Source organism: Burkholderia sp. AU30280 (assembly GCF_020420125.1).
Classification (GTDB): Bacteria; Pseudomonadota; Gammaproteobacteria; order Burkholderiales; family Burkholderiaceae; genus Burkholderia.
The window spans coordinates 216,504-232,075 of sequence record NZ_JAIZRY010000001.1; the positions used below are offsets into that span (position 1 = coordinate 216,504).

Annotated in this window: 13 protein-coding genes; 8 read left to right on the forward strand and 5 right to left on the reverse strand. The window is 67.7% G+C overall.

Annotated elements, in window-relative coordinates:
- Positions 1–329: 329 nt before the first annotated feature.
- A complete protein-coding gene (locus tag LGN17_RS00985; RefSeq protein WP_226194788.1) occupies positions 330–914 on the forward strand; it encodes an RNA 2'-phosphotransferase in 585 nt (194 codons plus the stop codon).
- A 9-nt stretch (positions 915–923) separates the two neighbouring features.
- Here the strand turns inward: LGN17_RS00985 and LGN17_RS00990 are convergent, their stop codons facing one another.
- Positions 924–1,340, reverse strand: coding sequence for a DUF3995 domain-containing protein (locus LGN17_RS00990; RefSeq protein ID WP_226194789.1), 417 nt, complete (start codon positions 1,338–1,340; stop codon positions 924–926).
- A 338-nt stretch (positions 1,341–1,678) separates the two neighbouring features.
- Between LGN17_RS00990 and ald the strand changes: the two genes are divergently transcribed.
- Positions 1,679–2,794, forward strand: coding sequence for an alanine dehydrogenase (gene ald, locus LGN17_RS00995; RefSeq protein ID WP_226194790.1), 1,116 nt, complete (start codon positions 1,679–1,681; stop codon positions 2,792–2,794).
- Positions 2,795–2,848: 54 nt separating this feature from the next.
- Here the strand turns inward: ald and polX are convergent, their stop codons facing one another.
- The 4 genes from polX to LGN17_RS01015 form a co-directional block, all read right to left on the reverse strand.
- Positions 2,849–4,618 (reverse strand): DNA polymerase/3'-5' exonuclease PolX, encoded by a 1,770-nt coding sequence (polX, locus tag LGN17_RS01000; RefSeq protein WP_226194791.1) that lies wholly within the window; start codon positions 4,616–4,618, stop codon positions 2,849–2,851.
- A gap of 155 nt (positions 4,619–4,773) precedes the next feature.
- A complete protein-coding gene (locus tag LGN17_RS01005; protein ID WP_175968326.1) occupies positions 4,774–5,166 on the reverse strand; it encodes a TraR/DksA family transcriptional regulator in 393 nt (130 codons plus the stop codon).
- Between the two features lie 353 nt (positions 5,167–5,519).
- Entirely contained in the window at positions 5,520–6,935 is a 1,416-nt protein-coding gene (locus LGN17_RS01010) for an undecaprenyl-phosphate glucose phosphotransferase (RefSeq protein WP_226194792.1), read from the reverse strand.
- 2 nt (positions 6,936–6,937) lie between these two features.
- Positions 6,938–7,720 carry a Crp/Fnr family transcriptional regulator gene (locus LGN17_RS01015; RefSeq protein WP_226194793.1) on the reverse strand — a complete coding sequence of 261 codons (783 nt, stop codon included), beginning with the start codon at positions 7,718–7,720 and terminating at the stop codon, positions 6,938–6,940.
- A gap of 922 nt (positions 7,721–8,642) precedes the next feature.
- On the opposite strand from LGN17_RS01015, the gene LGN17_RS01020 reads away from it, so the two are divergent.
- The 6 genes from LGN17_RS01020 (at position 8,643) to LGN17_RS01045 (ending at position 15,550) form a co-directional block, all read left to right on the forward strand.
- Positions 8,643–9,425, forward strand: a complete 783-nt coding sequence (locus LGN17_RS01020) for a Crp/Fnr family transcriptional regulator (protein ID WP_226194794.1) — start codon at positions 8,643–8,645, stop codon at positions 9,423–9,425.
- 180 nt (positions 9,426–9,605) lie between these two features.
- A complete protein-coding gene (locus tag LGN17_RS01025; protein ID WP_046547642.1) occupies positions 9,606–9,857 on the forward strand; it encodes an acyl carrier protein in 252 nt (83 codons plus the stop codon).
- Entirely contained in the window at positions 9,854–11,050 is a 1,197-nt protein-coding gene (locus LGN17_RS01030; RefSeq protein ID WP_226194795.1) for an acyl-CoA dehydrogenase family protein, read from the forward strand. The genes LGN17_RS01025 and LGN17_RS01030 overlap by 4 nt, the downstream gene beginning before the upstream one ends.
- Entirely contained in the window at positions 11,047–12,021 is a 975-nt protein-coding gene (locus LGN17_RS01035) for an amino acid--[acyl-carrier-protein] ligase (RefSeq protein WP_226194796.1), read from the forward strand. Before LGN17_RS01030 ends, LGN17_RS01035 begins: the two co-directional genes overlap by 4 nt.
- The gene (locus LGN17_RS01040; protein WP_226194797.1) at positions 12,018–13,076 is read left to right on the forward strand and encodes a DUF1839 family protein; all 1,059 of its coding nucleotides are present in this window, start codon (positions 12,018–12,020) and stop codon (positions 13,074–13,076) included. Before LGN17_RS01035 ends, LGN17_RS01040 begins: the two co-directional genes overlap by 4 nt.
- Positions 13,073–15,550, forward strand: coding sequence for a glycoside hydrolase family 2 protein (locus tag LGN17_RS01045; RefSeq protein WP_226194798.1), 2,478 nt, complete (start codon positions 13,073–13,075; stop codon positions 15,548–15,550). The genes LGN17_RS01040 and LGN17_RS01045 overlap by 4 nt, the downstream gene beginning before the upstream one ends.
- Positions 15,551–15,572 lie beyond the last annotated feature (22 nt).

Here is a 15,572-nt window from a genome sequence, read left to right on the forward strand (position 1 = left end):
TTGATGAGCCGTATCGTCTGACAAATACCGGCATCTGCCTGCATCTGCCCCTCATCGCTCATGACCCTCATTCAACTTAGACGCCGCGTTTGCCGACAGCAAGCGCGACGTGCGCGGCGCTCTTTCGGGTCCGGCGACAAGTGCCGCGAATTATAGATGGAACCGGTTCCATTCGGAATCGCGCCAATGCAATTCAATGCATCGAAAACCGCAACAATTGAAAAATCCGGAAGCCGGAACACGCAAGGATCGTGTGATTGCCGGCTGATGCGGGCGTCAGGGAGAGGATTGTTGTGGGGTGGGCCGCGTTCTGGTAGCCTCCGCGACTCATGAATACATCGAAGAAAAAACTGCCGGCGCCCGACGCGACCCGCATCAGCCGAACCCTCAGCTACCTGCTGCGCCACGCGCCGGAGACGATCGGGCTGCAACTCGACCCGGAAGGCTGGGCCGACATCGACGAACTGATCACCGGTGCCGCCCGCCAGGGGCACCCTCTCGATCGCGCGACGATCGAAACCGTCTGTGCGACCAGCGACAAGCAACGCTTCGCCCTCTCCGACGACGGCCGTCGCATCCGGGCGGTACAAGGCCATTCGACGCCCGCCGTGCAGCGCCGCTATCCGGCCGCGCAGCCGCCCGAGCGCCTCTATCACGGCACCGCGACGCGCTTCCTGGATTCGATTCGGGCGCAAGGGCTGAAACCGGGCGCCCGTCACCACGTGCATCTGTCGCCGGAGATCCGGACGGCGCTGGCCGTCGGCAAGCGCTACGGCGTGCCGGTGATCCTCGAGGTCGATGCGCAGCGCATGCATCGGCAAGGCTACACGTTCTTCGTCGCGGAAAACGGCGTATGGCTGACCGACACCGTGCCGGCGGAATTCCTTAAGGAGATGGAGAGGCCCGCGTGCTGAGACGCGCGCTCACCACGGCCAGAACATCGACGCGATGGCAAGCGCCAGGGCCGCGCAAAGCGGCGAGTAGTAGCGCGTGTCCATGCGTGAGAAACGCGACCCGCGAATCCGCTTGAAGAAGCCGACGTAACGGAAATCGCCGACGGCCCGCACCGCGAAGATGAGTGCGAGCGCAACGACCGCGAACGAGATCGTGCCGTGATTCGCGTGCGGCCCCAGCCACCCGGCACGCGCGGCGACCCCGCACGCGCCGCCGAGCAATGCCGCCGCGACCGCGAGCGTGCCGATGGCGGTCGGCCGCAGCAGCGGCTCGCCGTCCTGCTCCGGAATGGCCGCCCCCTTGCCGCGCCGCCCGCCCAACGCCCAGTAGACGTGAATGAGCGCGATCGCGCAAAGCGTCGGCACGCTGAAATACGCTCCGGTCATGTCGGTCGATATCCTCGTCTCGTTGTCTCGCTATCGCGATATGTTGCCGGCAAGGTTCCGGCACGCGGCCTCGGTCCGCGACACACGTGACGATACCGAAACCCGGCGACACCCGCATTGCGACGTCCGGTCGCAACCCGCCCCCCGCGACAGCGCATGTTGCGATGCAGTGCGCAAGCAGGCGCACGCGGGCCGGCCGCTTGACTTCCCTTCGCGCACCACTACGCTGTTATTCCAGTACTGCGGTCGATACGCCCCCGCGCGATCGGCCGCACGTGCATCGTTCGGCGCATTGCGCACCTGCACGACAACGATAACGAAGGCCATGGAGGCGACTCATGCTGATCGGTGTGCCGAAAGAGATCAAGAACCACGAATACCGTGTCGGCCTCACGCCGGCCGGCGCGCACGAACTGACGCGGCACGGCCATCGCGTACTGGTGCAGCGCGGCGCGGGTACGGCGATCGGCCTGCTCGACAACGACTACACCGCCGCGGGCGCATCGCTTTGCGAAGGCGCCGACGAAGTCTTCGCGCGCGCCGACATGATCATCAAGGTCAAGGAGCCGCAACCGGCGGAATGCGCCATGTTGCGACGCGGCCAGATTCTCTACACGTACTTGCATCTCGCACCCGATCCCGACCAGGCGGCCGCGCTCGTGAAGTCCGGCGCCGTCTGCATCGCATACGAAACCGTGACGGGCCCCGGCGGCGGCCTGCCGCTGCTCGCGCCGATGAGCGAGGTGGCCGGGCGCATGTCGATCCAGGTCGCGGCGACCCACCTCGAGAGCCCGCGCGGCGGGCGTGGCTTGCTGATGGGCGGTGTGCCCGGCGTGCCGGCCGCGCATGTCGTCGTGCTCGGCGCCGGTGTGGTGGGCACCGGCGCGCTGCAGATGGCGGTCGGCCTCGGCGCACGCGTCACCGTGCTCGACACCAACGTGAACCGGCTGCGCCAGCTCGACCTCGTCTTCGCCAACCGGATCACGACCGTCTGCTCGAATGCGCACACGATCGACGAAGCCGTGCGCGATGCCGACGTCGTGATCGGCGCGGTGCTCGTACCCGGCGCATCGGCGCCGCGGCTCGTCACGCGCGACATGATCGCGACGATGCGCACGGGGGCCGTCGTCGTCGACGTCGCGATCGACCAGGGCGGCTGCTTCGAGACCTCGCATGCAACGACGCACGCGGCCCCGACCTTCGTCGTCGACGGCGTCGTGCACTACTGCGTCGCGAACATGCCCGGCGCAGTCGCGCGCACGTCGACCTTCGCGCTGAATAACGCAACGCTCACCCATGCGCTCGCGCTCGCCGACAAGGGCTGGAAGCAAGCGATGACCGACGATCCGCATCTGCGTGCGGGCCTGAACGTGTGCGACGGACACATCACGTACGAAGCGGTCGCGCTGGCGCTCGGCCTGCCCTATGTGCCCGCGGCCGGCGTACTGGCATGACGTGACCGCGTTCATGCATGGCCGGCCGCTGACGGCACACGCCGTCAGCCGCGCTCACGCGCCCTTCGCGCCGCCGCTGCGTTTCGACGCGCCGCCCGCGCCCATCGTGCGTGCCAGCAGCGGCCTCAATTGCGCGAGCGTGCGCGTGTTCAGCACGTCGGGCCGCGTGAGCCAGCCACGTCGCGCCTGATCGACGCCATACGCAAGATTGTCGAGTTCGTCCGCGCTGCACGCATCCGAGCCGATCGCCACCGGCACGCCGGCCTGCGCGGCCGCGCGGCACCAGATGTCCGGCAGGTCGAGCCGCCGCGGCTGCGCATCGAGTTCGACGAAGCAGCCGCGCGCCGCGGCATGCTCGATCACGCGCGACACATCGAGTTCGCATGCGTCCCGCTCGCCGAGCACACGGCCCGTCGGGTGCGCGAGAATCGTGAAATACGGATGATCCATCGCGCGCAGCATGCGCGCGGTCTGTGCGTCGCGCGACAGTTCGAAGCCGTCGCGTACCGCACCGACCACGAGATCGAGCCGGCCGAGCATTGCGTCGGGCACGTCGAGGCTGCCGTCCTCGCGAATGCCGGCCTCCACGCCCTTGAGCAGCACGAAATCGTCGAACGACGCGTTGAGGCGATCGATCTCGTCGAGCTGCCGGACAAGCCAGTCGAAGGGGTGGCGGCCGCCGCCGGCATGCGGTGCCCGGTCGGTGATGGCCAGGTACGCGAACCCGCGTGCGCGCGCCGCATCGGCCATCGCGCGCAGGCTGTCGCGACCGGCCGATGCGTCGGTATGCGCATGCAGGTCGCCGTGGACATGCTTGCGCTCGACCAGCGCCGGCAGCGTGCCCGCGCGCGCTGCGTCGATCTCGCCGCGATCCTCGCGCAATTCGGGTGGCACCTCGTGCAGGCCAATCGCGGCATAGATCGACGCCTCGGTCGCGCCGGCAATCCGTTCGTCGCCGCGAAACACGCCATACTCGTTGATCTTCAGCCCGCCGGCCTGCGCGATCCTGCGCAACGCGATGTTGTGCGCCTTCGATCCCGTGAAGTAGACGAGCGCCGCGCCGAACGCGTCGGCATCGACGACGCGCAGGTCGACCTGCAACCCGCTGGCGAGCACCACGCTCGACTTCGTCTTGCCGTGCGCCAGCACGCGCACCACCTCGCCATCGCCGACGAACGCGTCGGCGACGGCCGCCGGATTGCGTGCGGTGACAAGGATGTCGAGATCGCCGACCGTCTCGCGGCGGCGGCGGAAACTGCCGGCCGGCACGGCCTTGCCGACGCCGGCAACGGCACGCAGGCGTTCGAGCAGCGGCAGCAGCGAGTGCGCCGCATCCGGCAGCAGGAAACGTTGGGGTTCGCGCTTGAGCCGGTCGTCGATCGCTTCGAGCAGATGCGCTTCGGTTTTCGCACCGAAGCCCGGCAGCTCGCGCACGTGCCCGCTCTTCGCTTCCGCACGAAGCTGTTCGAGCGAATCGACGTGCAGCGCGTCATGGAGCGCCTTCACGCGCTTCGCGCCGAGCCCCGGCACGTCGAGCAGCTCGACGATCGCGCCCGGCAATGCGTGACGCAGCGTTTGCTGCAATTCGCAGGTGCCGGTCGCGACGATCTCGCGCAGCTTCGACGCGAGATCGGGTCCGATCGACGGAATCTTCCCGAGATCGTCGCCGTTCGCGATCATCGTCGGGATATCGCGCCCGTAGTCCGCAATCGTCCGTGCGGCATTGCGATAGGCACGCACCCGGAACGGATTGGCGCCCTGGATCTCGAGCATGTCGGCAATCTCGGCGAACACGGCCGCACACCCGGCATTGTGGATCGGCATGATCGGCGTGGCTCCCTTCCACGTGGATGGCGCCGCGCGCGTGCGCGACGGCGTCTGCCCGCCCGGCGCCGCATGCTGACGCCGCCGGGCGCCCGTTCATCATCGTACGCCGGCCGCGCCACGCGTGCAGCGCCGATATGGCTCGGACGCCGGCGTCAGAGGGTGGCGCGCGGCGTCGTGGCGTAGTGCCGCTCGTAGATCGACTGGCAATGCGTGCAGCGCTCGGCGGCCGGGCGTGCCAGCAGGCGCTCGTAGCCAACCGAGCCGTCGCAGTCGATGCACTCGCCGTAGCTGCCGTCGCGCATCCGCTGCTGGGCGCGGCCGATCGCGCGCAGCTCGGTCAGTTTCATGCCGATCAACGCATGATCGACGTCGACGAAGAGATCCGCATTGGCCTCGTCGCCCTCGTCCGGCGCCGCGCCGGCAAGGTCTGCGTAGGATTCCGACGCGCGCTGGTCTTCGCTGGCGCGGATCTCCGCACGCAACGTCTGCTCGCTCTCGTTCAGCCGCTGTTTCAGCGTCTGCCGTTGTTGTGGGTCGAGCGACATGGCCGTCTCTCCTGTTCCGGGTTCCGCGCTGGGCATTGCGGCGCGCGGTGTCGCGCCGGTGCGCGGCGGGCAGGCGTCACCGCCTGCCACCGTGTCCGGATGTGCGCCCGGAGACACGAAGGGCCGGACGCATTCGACGCAGGATAAACCCATTGAACACGCATGTGTTGACCGGAATCAGCGTGCACTGCAGCGCTCGCGATACGCCCTGCCGAACTGGGGACGGACGCGAAATCGCGACACGATCGCAAAGCGAAGCGGCATCTCCGATGGCGGGCGCCGATTCGACCGCCGCGCGCGCCGCCGACGGCATACCCGGCCGCCGGACACGCAAGATTCCGGGCCTGGCTTCGTCAGAACGCATTGCGCCCGATGAAACCCCGCACGACCGTCAACAGGATGATCTTCATGTCGAACCAGAAGCTCCAGTTCTGCATGTAGAACAGATCGAACTTCACACGCGCTTCCATCGCCTCGACCTTGCGCGTCTCGCCGCGATAGCCGTTCACCTGTGCCCATCCGGTGATGCCGGGCCGCACGCGGTAGCGATACATGTAGCAGTCGATCAGTTGCCGGTAGAAGTCGTCATGTTCGATCGCATGGGGGCGCGGGCCGACGACCGACATCTGCCCGAACAGCACGTTGAAGAACTGCGGCAGCTCGTCGAGCGATGTGCGCCGCAGGAACGCGCCGACGCGCGTGATGCGCGTATCGTTGCGCGACGCCTGCCGCACGACCCCCGGTTGTGCGCGATGCACGCGCATCGTCCGGAACTTCAGAATGTCGAACTCCCGGCCATCGACGCCCTTGCGGCGCTGCCTGAACAGCACGGGCCCCGGCGACGACAGCTTGACCGCGATCGCCAGCAGCGACAGCAGCGGCAGCAACGGAATCAGCACGCCGAAGGCGAACAGCCGGTCGAACGCGAACTTCGCCCACAGCTCCGGCGCCGAGCGTGGCGTGGTCGCGAGGTTGATGGCCGGCATGCCGAGTACGTCGGTCGCTGAGCGATCGACCACCGCCATCTGCCGCACGTCGGGCAGCAGCCGCAATTCCACGAACTCGTCGCGCAACTCGCGGACGATGCGCTGGATCCGCCACTCGTGCGACATCGGCAGCGTGAGCCATACCTCGTCGATCCCGCCGCCGCGAATCAGGTCGCGCAACGTATTCCAGTCGTCGATCACCGGCACGCCGCCGATCCCGCCGCAGGCAGCCGGTGCGTCGTCATCGAATACGCACGCCGCCACGAAAGGGCCCTGCGGCGCGAGCTGCATCCGCTCGACCGCGACACGCCCGTAGGCCGTTGCGCCGACCACCGCGACGCGGCGCTGCCGCGCGCGCGGGTCGTCACGCGTCAGCGCGAGCGCCAGGAGTGCGGTACGGCCGAGCAGCAACGCGGCGTCGCCGGCCAGCACCGTGCGCACGATCCAGCGTGTCGTGATCGTGCCGCCGCGGTTCATGATCCACAACGCGGCGGCCACCGTCAGCAAGCTCGCGCAGACGAGCCCCACGAGCGTTTGCGTCAGCGCATGCGTGCCGCCGTGCGGCGCCATGCTGCCGCGCACGGTGCGCAGGTAGCGCGGCAGCAATGCCACGGTCAGTACGCACAACAGCGCGATCGCGCCGCGCTGCGCGTCGGACAGCTCGCGCCACGCAAGGCCCGACGCCGCCTGCGCGGCGAGCGCGCCTGCCAGCACGAGCACGACGTCGGTCGCCGCGATCGCGGCCCGCCGCATCGCATTCGTTCCACCAGGCTTCGACTGCATCGTCACGCACCACGTGCCGGGAACCCGCGATGCGCCTCCGGCATGCGGGGTCGAACCGGTGTCGGCCGCGCCGTCCCGCGCGTGCCGAGCAGCCTGCGATAGTCCGCGCGAATCAGGTCGTAGCATTCGCACGCGTGATGTTCGAGGCCGTCTCGGTCGAGCACCGTGATGCGGCCGCGGCGCTGCCGGATCAACCCGGCTTCCTGCAGGTTGCCCGCCGCCTCCGTCACGCCTTCGCGCCGCACGCCGAGCATGTTCGCGATCGTCTGTTGCGTGACCGCCAGTTCGTCGCCGTCAATGCGGTCATGCGCAAGCAGCAGCCAGCGGCTGAGCTGCTCGCTGACCGAGTGATGCCGGTTGCACAGCGCGCTGCGCGAGATCTGCGCCATCGCCGCCTGGCAGTAGTTGAGCAGCAGCCGGTAGGTCTGCGGCGAGCGCTCGAATTCGGCGCGCATCACGCAGCTCGGCACACGATAGGCCATCCCGCCGATGCGGACCTCGACCCGGTGCGACGCCGCGGCGCCACCGACCATCGTCGCCAGCCCGACCACCCCTTCGCGGCCGACCTGCGCCACCTCGACCATCGCACCGTCTTCCATCAGGTGCTGCACGGACATCATCGACGTCGTCGGGAAATGCACGTGGCGCATCGGCTCGCCGACCCGGTCGAGCATCCCGGCCTTGATCCTGACCAGTTCGAGATGCGGTGCGATGGTGCGGATGCTGTCCTCGGGGAGGGCATCGAGGATGGCATTCGCCGAGTAGCTCGAGTGAAGATGAAGCATGTCTGTATCCCTTTTATCGTCCGTGCCGCCTGCAGCCGCGTGCATGGAACTCGTTATCGCGATGCGCGCCCGGACGTCGCAGGGGTTGCGGCCACAACCCTGATTCCGACTGACCATCGGCTTGTTCGCCGCCGGATCGAGTCGGCCGTTCCGTTTCGACACGCCAGCCCGAATAAGCGATTTACGTGCCAATACATGCCCATCCTTAATATATGAATCACGCCGGATTTAAATCACCCGAATAACTCGTGCAAAAACAAAAAAAGCGTCTCATTTTCGGACACTCTTCCGAGCGATGGACACTGCACGCCATTTGACTGATCATTTCGCGTGCCTCCACCCGAGGTAGCCGCACCGGTGCCGCGAGGCTTGTCGCTCATATACTTACAGTCGATTTTCAATTGTTTCCGTGATGCGACGGACAGCACTCCGCTGCGGCGTCACGCCTCACACGGTTGTTTGAAACTGTCTCAAATTTGAATCGGCACACTAATTTTCCGCTCTGTCACCTACCGCACAATTCAACTGCAAGCCCTTGATTTTCATATGCTTTTGTGCGACAACCATTTATTTGTCAAATAATGTTCAATGCCCGCCAGGCACTTCTCCCATGCGATGCACCTTCCCGGCCGATTGATTCCCGGCCGACATGGAATGAATGTCCGAAGTCACATTCAGATTCAGGATGATTAATTTCGCCGAAATGAATCATTAAATCCAGATGACGTTTTCACCTGGACAAAATCGTCAAACTTTGTGAAATGACGCAATATGCAATTGTTCGGTTTCAATGCCGTGCTAGCCTCTTCGCCAGTATCGTCACTCCATTTTTGACGAACACAAGTCCGCACGATCGTGCGAATTCCCCATTTTCGGGGTATCGCCGCGACGACGCGTGACCGCCACCCTACGAGGATGCGCCGTGACTCATCAGGCCCCTGACACCGTCGCGCATGCGAACGGCATGATCGAGCTTTCCCACAGCTTCGATGCGAACCGCTTTCTCGCGGCCATCGACCGCGAAGAACTCGCGACGCTGGCCCCTCAGCTTCAACTCGTCCACCTGAAATCCGGGCAAGTGCTCTGCGAGCCCGGCGAAATGCTCGCCGCGGTCTACCTGCCCGTCACGACCGCGATTTCGTTGCAGTACGTGTCGTCCGGCGGCATGACGCTGGAAGTCGCGGAGATCGGCAGCGAAAGCGTGGTGTGCGACGACGTGATCGGCGGCAGCGGCCGGATGCCGTGCCGTGCCGTGGCCTGCCGCGACGGCTTCGTCTACCGGCTCGACCGGCGCGTGTTCGCCGCGGCGTTCGACGCATCGCCGGTCATCCGCCATCTCGTGTTCCTGTGCGTGCGGCTGCTGATGGCGCAGGTCTCCCAGATCACGTTCTGCAGCCGTCATCACGTGCTCAAACATCAGTTATGCAGATGGTTCCTGCTCGCGTACGACCGGACGCGCAGCATCGAGATCCAGGTAACGCACAGCATGCTGGCGCAGATGCTCGGCGTGCGCCGCGAAACGGTCACCGATGCCGCCGGCGAAATCCAGAAGCTGGGCCTGATCCGGCAATACCGGAGCTCGATCGAGCTCGCCGACCTCGCCGGCCTCGAAAAAATGTCGTGCGGCTGCCGCGCGATCGTGCGCGACGAGATGAAGCGCATCCTGTCTGCCGATTCGGGCGTGCCGGCCGCGGCGCGCGCCTGATTGGCATGCCGCATCGGGACGGCGCCGGCGCGCCGCCTGCCTGCCGGGTTAGCTGTTTGTAGGGTGGCGAACAGAACGCCGCGTCTGCCAATGGTCTACTGATGCCGGACTGCCGGGGGGACGTCAGCGCGTATCGCGCGTCTGCCCGAGCGGACGACACCACGCACGCCGGAGCAGCACGTGAAAAACGAAATCAGAACCATCCTGAAGCACGTCGCCCATCTCGAAGCCGCGATCGACTCGATCGGCGACGGGGACGATCTCTACGAAGCGGGCCTTTCGTCGCTCGACACGATCCAGCTGATGCTCGCGATCGAGAAGCAATTCAACATCGAGATTCCCGACGAGATGCTGAACCGCAACCTGTTCCGCAGCATCGACGCGCTCGCGGACACGATCACCACGCTGCAACGCACCGAGCATTCAGCATGAGCGCGCTGCTTCCCGAACTCGCGGCCGACAGCGATTCGCGTCGGCTCGACGAGGCCGCGCATGCCGTCGCACAGATCGCCGCGCAGCACGCGGACGCGGTCGACCGAGACGCGCGCTGCCCCGTCGAGGCGATCGAGGCCATGCGCTCGCGCCGCCTGCTCGGCGCGATGGTGCCGCCCCATCTCGGCGGCGCTGGCGCGTCGCTGGAAGACATCGCGTCGGCCTGCTCGATTCTCGGCCAGGCCTGTGCGTCGTCGGCGATGGTGTTCGCGATGCACCAGATCCAGGTCGCCTGCATCGTCGACCACGCGCTCGACCAGGGCTGGCACAAACTGTTCCTGCAGCAGCTCGTGCGTCACCAGTGGCTGCTCGCATCGGCCACGTCGGAAGACGGCGTCGGCGGCAACCTGCGTGCGAGCCAGTGTGCGCTCGAAATCAACGGCGGCGAGTTCCGGCTGCGCAAATCCGCGCCGACGATCTCGTATGGCGACTATGCGGACGGCATCCTCGCGACCGCACGACGCGATGCGGACGCGCCGGCTTCCGAGCAGGTGCTCGTCACGCTGCTGCGCGACGGCTACACGCTCACGCGCCGCGGCGAATGGGACACGCTCGGGATGCGCGGCACCTGCAGCAACGGTTTCGAGCTCGATGCGCAAGGCGCTGCCGTCCAGTGCCTGCCGGTGCCGTTCGCGAAGATCGCCGAGGAAACGATGGTGCCGGTGTCGCACATCCTGTGGGCCGCGGTATGGATCGGCGTGGCCGGCGACGCGTTCCACCGCGCGCACCAGTTCTTCCGCGCGCAGGCACGCCAGACCGATGGCGCGCCGTCGCCCGCGTCGCGGCGCATCGCCGAATCGCTTGCGCTGATGCAGGCGATGCAGGCCCGCGTCGACAACGTGCTGCGCCTTCATGCGAATCCGGCGTCCCGCTCGTGGTCGGCCGGCATGGCCCGGGCCGCCGAGATCAACACGCTGAAGACCTACGTGTCGACGACCGCGCTGGAAGTCGCGCACCAGGCCATGATGATCTGCGGGATGGCCGGCTACAAGCAGGGCACGCCGTTCAGCATCGGCCGCCACATTCGTGACCTGTATGCGGCGCCGCTGATGATCAGCAACGACCGCATTGCCGTCAACACCTCGAACCTGCTGCTCGCGCTGCGTCCTGCGACGCTGGAGAAACATACGTGAACGATCGCCTTGCCGTGCCCTCCGCCGCTTCCGCTCCCGCCGATGCACCGATCGACCGCGCGGGCGTCAACCCGCTGCGCGACGAACTGATCGACGCGGGCCTGCTGGTGTCCACCGGCATCCAGGGCCTGTTCGGCCGCAGCGAACGGTTCGAGCGCGTCGTGGAAGCGCTCGACGCGTTCGTCACGCGCATCGGCGCCGACCAGCACGCCGAAGTGCTGCGCTTCCCGCCGGCGATGAGCCGCACCGAGTTCGAGCGCAGCGAATACATGAAGAGCTTCCCGCAGCTCGCGGGCAGCGTGCATGCGTTCTGCGGCGACGAACACCAGCACCAGCGCGTCTTGCAGTGCCTCGATCGCGGCGACGACTGGACGGAAAGCCAGAAGCCGACCTACGTCGTGATGACGCCGGCCGCGTGCTACCCGGTCTACCCGGTCGTCGCACGCGCAGGCGCGCTGCCGGCCGACGGCCGGATCGTCGACGTCTTCTCGTACTGCTTCCGCCACGAGCCGTCGCTCGATCCGACCCGCATGCAGCTGTTCCGGATGCGCGAGTACGTGCGGATCGGCACGCCCGAGCAGATCGTCGCGTTCCGCGAGACCTGGATCGAGCGCGGCACGCGGATGATCGAGATGCTGCGCCTGCCCAACGCGATCGACCTCGCGAACGATCCGTTCTTCGGGCGCGGCGGCAAGATCGTCGCGAACAGCCAGCGCGAGCAGAACCTGAAGTTCGAGCTGCTGATCCCGATCGAGCACGATGGTCGCCAGACCGCCTGCCTGAGCTTCAACTACCACATGGACCATTTCGGGCTGCTGTGGGACATCCGCACCGCCACGGGCGACGTCGCGCACACGGGCTGCGTCGGCTTCGGCCTCGAACGGCTCACGCTCGCGCTGTTCCGTCATCACGGCCTCGACATCGATGCATGGCCGCACGCAGTCCGCGACGTGCTGTGGGGCACGCCATGAGATTCGTGTCCCGCGACGGCGACGACGCGTCGTTCGAGGATGTGCGCCACCGCGCGCGCCACTACCGGCCGCATCCGCTGCATGGCCAGGAGATGGTCTGGAAACAGACCAACTGCTACGTCGACATGTGGCTCGAGGTGCTCCGCTGGTGGGGCTTCAATCCGTACGCGGCGCTGCCGTTTACGATCGCGCTCGATTTCGAGGGCGACCAGTTCACGTTCTTCAAGTTTCCGCACGACGAACTGGAGCGGCTGTACGGCATCGTCGTGCAGGAGCACTCGATCTACGAGCCGCTCGACCAGCACATCGAGACGCAGGTTGCGCGCGGCCACCTGATGATCGTCGAGGTCGACGCGTGGTTCCTGCCCGATACGCGCGGCAGCAGCTACCGCACGCAGCACACGAAGACGACGATCGGCATCGATGCAATCGACCGCGCAAGGCGCCAGATCGGCTACTTCCACAACAGCGGCTATTACGTGGCCGAGGATTTCGATTACAACGGGCTCGTCGGCGGCAACTCGCCGATGACGCTGCCGCCGTACGTCGAATGCGCAAAGCGGCGGTTTGCGCCGCTCGACGAGCGTGCGCTGTGCGAAACGTCGCTCGCCGCGCTGCAGCGCCACCTGCGGCGCCTGCCGGTCGTCGACCCGATCGCCGCATTCCGGCGGCAGTTGCAGACCGATGCGCGGACGCTCGCCGATTCGCCGCTCGAGCGTTTCCATGCGTACTCGTTCAACTCGGTACGGCAGCTCGGCGCGAATTTCGAGCTGTTCGGCCATTACGCGCGCTGGCTGCAGGCCAGCGGCTGCGTCGGGCCGTTCGCCGAGATCCGCGCCGCGTGCGACCGCATCGCGTCCGAAGCGATGGTGCTCGAATTCCGGCTCGCGCGCGCCTGCGCGCGCGGCAAGGAGGAGCGCGGCGAGTCGACGCTCGAAGCGATCGAGGCCGCGTACGCGGATGTGGTTGCCTGCGCGCGGCAAATCGCCTTGCCGCTGCGGCACGCGACACCCATGCGCAGCGACACCGCGGCAGCCGTGCCGGTCATGCGGTGACGCGCACGCGCGCCCTGCCCGCGTGGTCGATGCTGGCGACGGCCGCGGGGGTCGCACGGGAACCGCGCGACCTCCCGGCCGCCGGCTGGATCCCGGCGACCGTGCCCGGCACGGTCGCGCAGTCGCTCGCGCTTGCGGGCCGGCTCGACGAAGCCGAATCGCTCGACGAGCGCGATCACTGGTACCGGATCGAACTGCGCGGACACGGGCCGCGCGTGCTGCGCTTTCACGGCCTCGCGACGCTCGCGCAAGCGTGGCTCGACGACACGCCGATCCTCCGCTCCGACAGCATGTTCGTCGCACACGACGTATCCGTGTCGCTCGACGGCGCGCACCGGCTGACCCTGTGTTTCCGGGCGCTCGCCCCGCACCTGCGCGACACGCGCGCGCCGCGCCGGGCACGCTGGCGCACGCGGCTCGCCGAGCCGGCGGCGCTGCGCACGATCCGTACGTCGCTGTTCGGCCACATGCCGGGCTGGTTTCCGCCGTATGTGCCGACCGGCCCTTGGCGGCCCGTGGACGTGCTCGATCCGGCCGACGGGCCCGTTCTCGTCGATTGCGACCTGCACGCGCGCATCGAAGGCGACACGGGCTGGCTCGATGCGGAACTGACGTTCGCCGCGCCGCTGCCCGACGCGATCGCGGCGCGGCTGTCGTGCGGCCAGCACCACGCCACGCTCGAACGTGCCGGTGCCGACCGTCTGCGCGCCAGCGTCGCGGTTCCCAACGTGTGCCGCTGGTGGCCGCATACGCACGGCGAGCCGGTGCTGTACGACGTTGCGCTGCATCTCTGCGACGCGGTGCGACCGCTCGGTGCAACGGGTTTCCGCACGATCGAAGTCGACGCCGGCGCCGACGGCAAGGGCTTCGGGCTGCGCATCAACGGCGTGCCCGTGTTCGCGCGCGGCGCGTGCTGGAGCAGTGCCGCGCCGCTCGCGCTGCACGCGGACGACGCGACCTACGCGCACCTGCTCGGGCTCGCGCGCGACGCCGGCTTCAACATGATCCGCGTCGGCGGCACGATGACCTACGAGGCCGATGCCTTTCACGCGTGGTGCGACCGGCTCGGGCTGCTGGTCTGGCAGGATTTCATGTTCGCGAACTTCGACTATGCGTTCGACGATCCCGCGTTCGCGGACAACGTCGATCGCGAAGCCCGGCAGTTCCTCTCGCGTCACGGCGCATCGCCGTCGCTCGCCGTACTGTGCGGCGGCAGCGAGATCGCGCAACAGGCCGCGATGTCCGGGCTCGGCCCGAAGCAGCGCTTCCTCGAGCTGACCGCCGACCGGCTGGCCGGCCACGCGGCCGCATGCCGGCCCGACGTCCCGTATGTGCCCGATTCGCCCGACGGCGGCGTGCTGCCGTTCGCACCGCGCGAACGCGTGTCGCACTACTACGGCGTCGGTGCCTACCTGCGCCCGCTCGACGACGCGCGGCGCGCGGACGTGCGCTTCGCGAGCGAATGCCTCGCGTTCTCGAACGTGCCGTGCGACGCGACGCTCGCCGAGCTCGGCTGGCCCGGCGTGCACGAGCCGCGCTGGAAGGCGGCCGTGCCGCGCGACCCCGGCACGTCGTGGGATTTCGAGGACATACGCGACCACTATCTGCAGACGCTCTACGACGTCGTGCCCGACCGGCTGCGGCGCGAGGATCCGGCGCGCTACTTCGAGCTGTCGCGCGCGGTCATTGCGGACCTGATGCGCGAAACGTTTTCGGAATGGCGGCGCACCGGCTCGCGCTGCGCCGGCGCGCTCGTCTGGCAGTTCCAGGACGTGATGCCCGGTGCCGGCTGGGGGGTGATCGACGCCGCGCACCGGCCGAAATCGGCGTGGTATGCGTTGCGCCAGGTCCTGCAGCCGGTGCAGGTGCTGCTCGTCGACGAAGGCTTGAACGGGCTCGACGTGCATGTCGTCAACGAGCGCCCCGCGCCGCTGTCGGCCGCGCTCGAGCTGGTCGCGCTGCGTGACGGCCGCACGCCGGTCGCGCGGGCCGGCTGCCCGGTGCGAATCGCGGCGCACGACGCCGTGCGGATCGGCTCGGCCGAGCTGCTCGGCCGGTTCTTCGACTGGACCTACGCGTACCGCTTCGGGCCCTGCGAACACGACACCGTCGTCGCGACACTCCGCGCGGACGACGGCACGCTGCTGTCGCAGGCGTTCCATTTCCCGTCCCGCACGGGTCCGGCCGCCCTGGCGCGCCGTGAACTCGGGCTGGAAGCGTGCGTGTCGCGCACCGGTAACACGTGGCATGTCGACATCGACACACGGCACGTTGCGCGTCATGTGCAGATCGATGCGCCGGGCTACCTGCCGCGCGACGACTGGTTCCATCTCGCGCCCGACACGCCGGCGCGCGTCACCCTCGTTCCGCTTGACCTGACCGGGAAGCATGGAGCCGCGGCCGATGTGCCGCCGGCCGTGGAAGTCCGGGCAGTCAACGCCGCGCGCACGGTGCGCGCCACGCAGGCCGGTTGATGCGGCGCTCGCGGCGGCTGAA

What these genes read in the sequence shown, in the direction of transcription:
- LGN17_RS01040 (WP_226194797.1), top strand. Translation starts at nt 12,018, where the DNA reads ATGAGATTCGTGTCCCGCGACGGCGACGACGCGTCGTTCGAGGATGTG.
- polX (WP_226194791.1), bottom strand. Translation starts at nt 4,618, where the DNA reads ATGCCGATCCACAATGCCGGGTGTGCGGCCGTGTTCGCCGAGATTGCC.
- LGN17_RS00990 (WP_226194789.1), bottom strand. Translation starts at nt 1,340, where the DNA reads ATGACCGGAGCGTATTTCAGCGTGCCGACGCTTTGCGCGATCGCGCTC.
- LGN17_RS01015 (WP_226194793.1), bottom strand. Translation starts at nt 7,720, where the DNA reads ATGCTTCATCTTCACTCGAGCTACTCGGCGAATGCCATCCTCGATGCC.
- LGN17_RS00985 (WP_226194788.1), top strand. Translation starts at nt 330, where the DNA reads ATGAATACATCGAAGAAAAAACTGCCGGCGCCCGACGCGACCCGCATC.
- ald (WP_226194790.1), top strand. Translation starts at nt 1,679, where the DNA reads ATGCTGATCGGTGTGCCGAAAGAGATCAAGAACCACGAATACCGTGTC.
- LGN17_RS01010 (WP_226194792.1), bottom strand. Translation starts at nt 6,935, where the DNA reads ATGCAGTCGAAGCCTGGTGGAACGAATGCGATGCGGCGGGCCGCGATC.
- LGN17_RS01005 (WP_175968326.1), bottom strand. Translation starts at nt 5,166, where the DNA reads ATGTCGCTCGACCCACAACAACGGCAGACGCTGAAACAGCGGCTGAAC.
- LGN17_RS01030 (WP_226194795.1), top strand. Translation starts at nt 9,854, where the DNA reads ATGAGCGCGCTGCTTCCCGAACTCGCGGCCGACAGCGATTCGCGTCGG.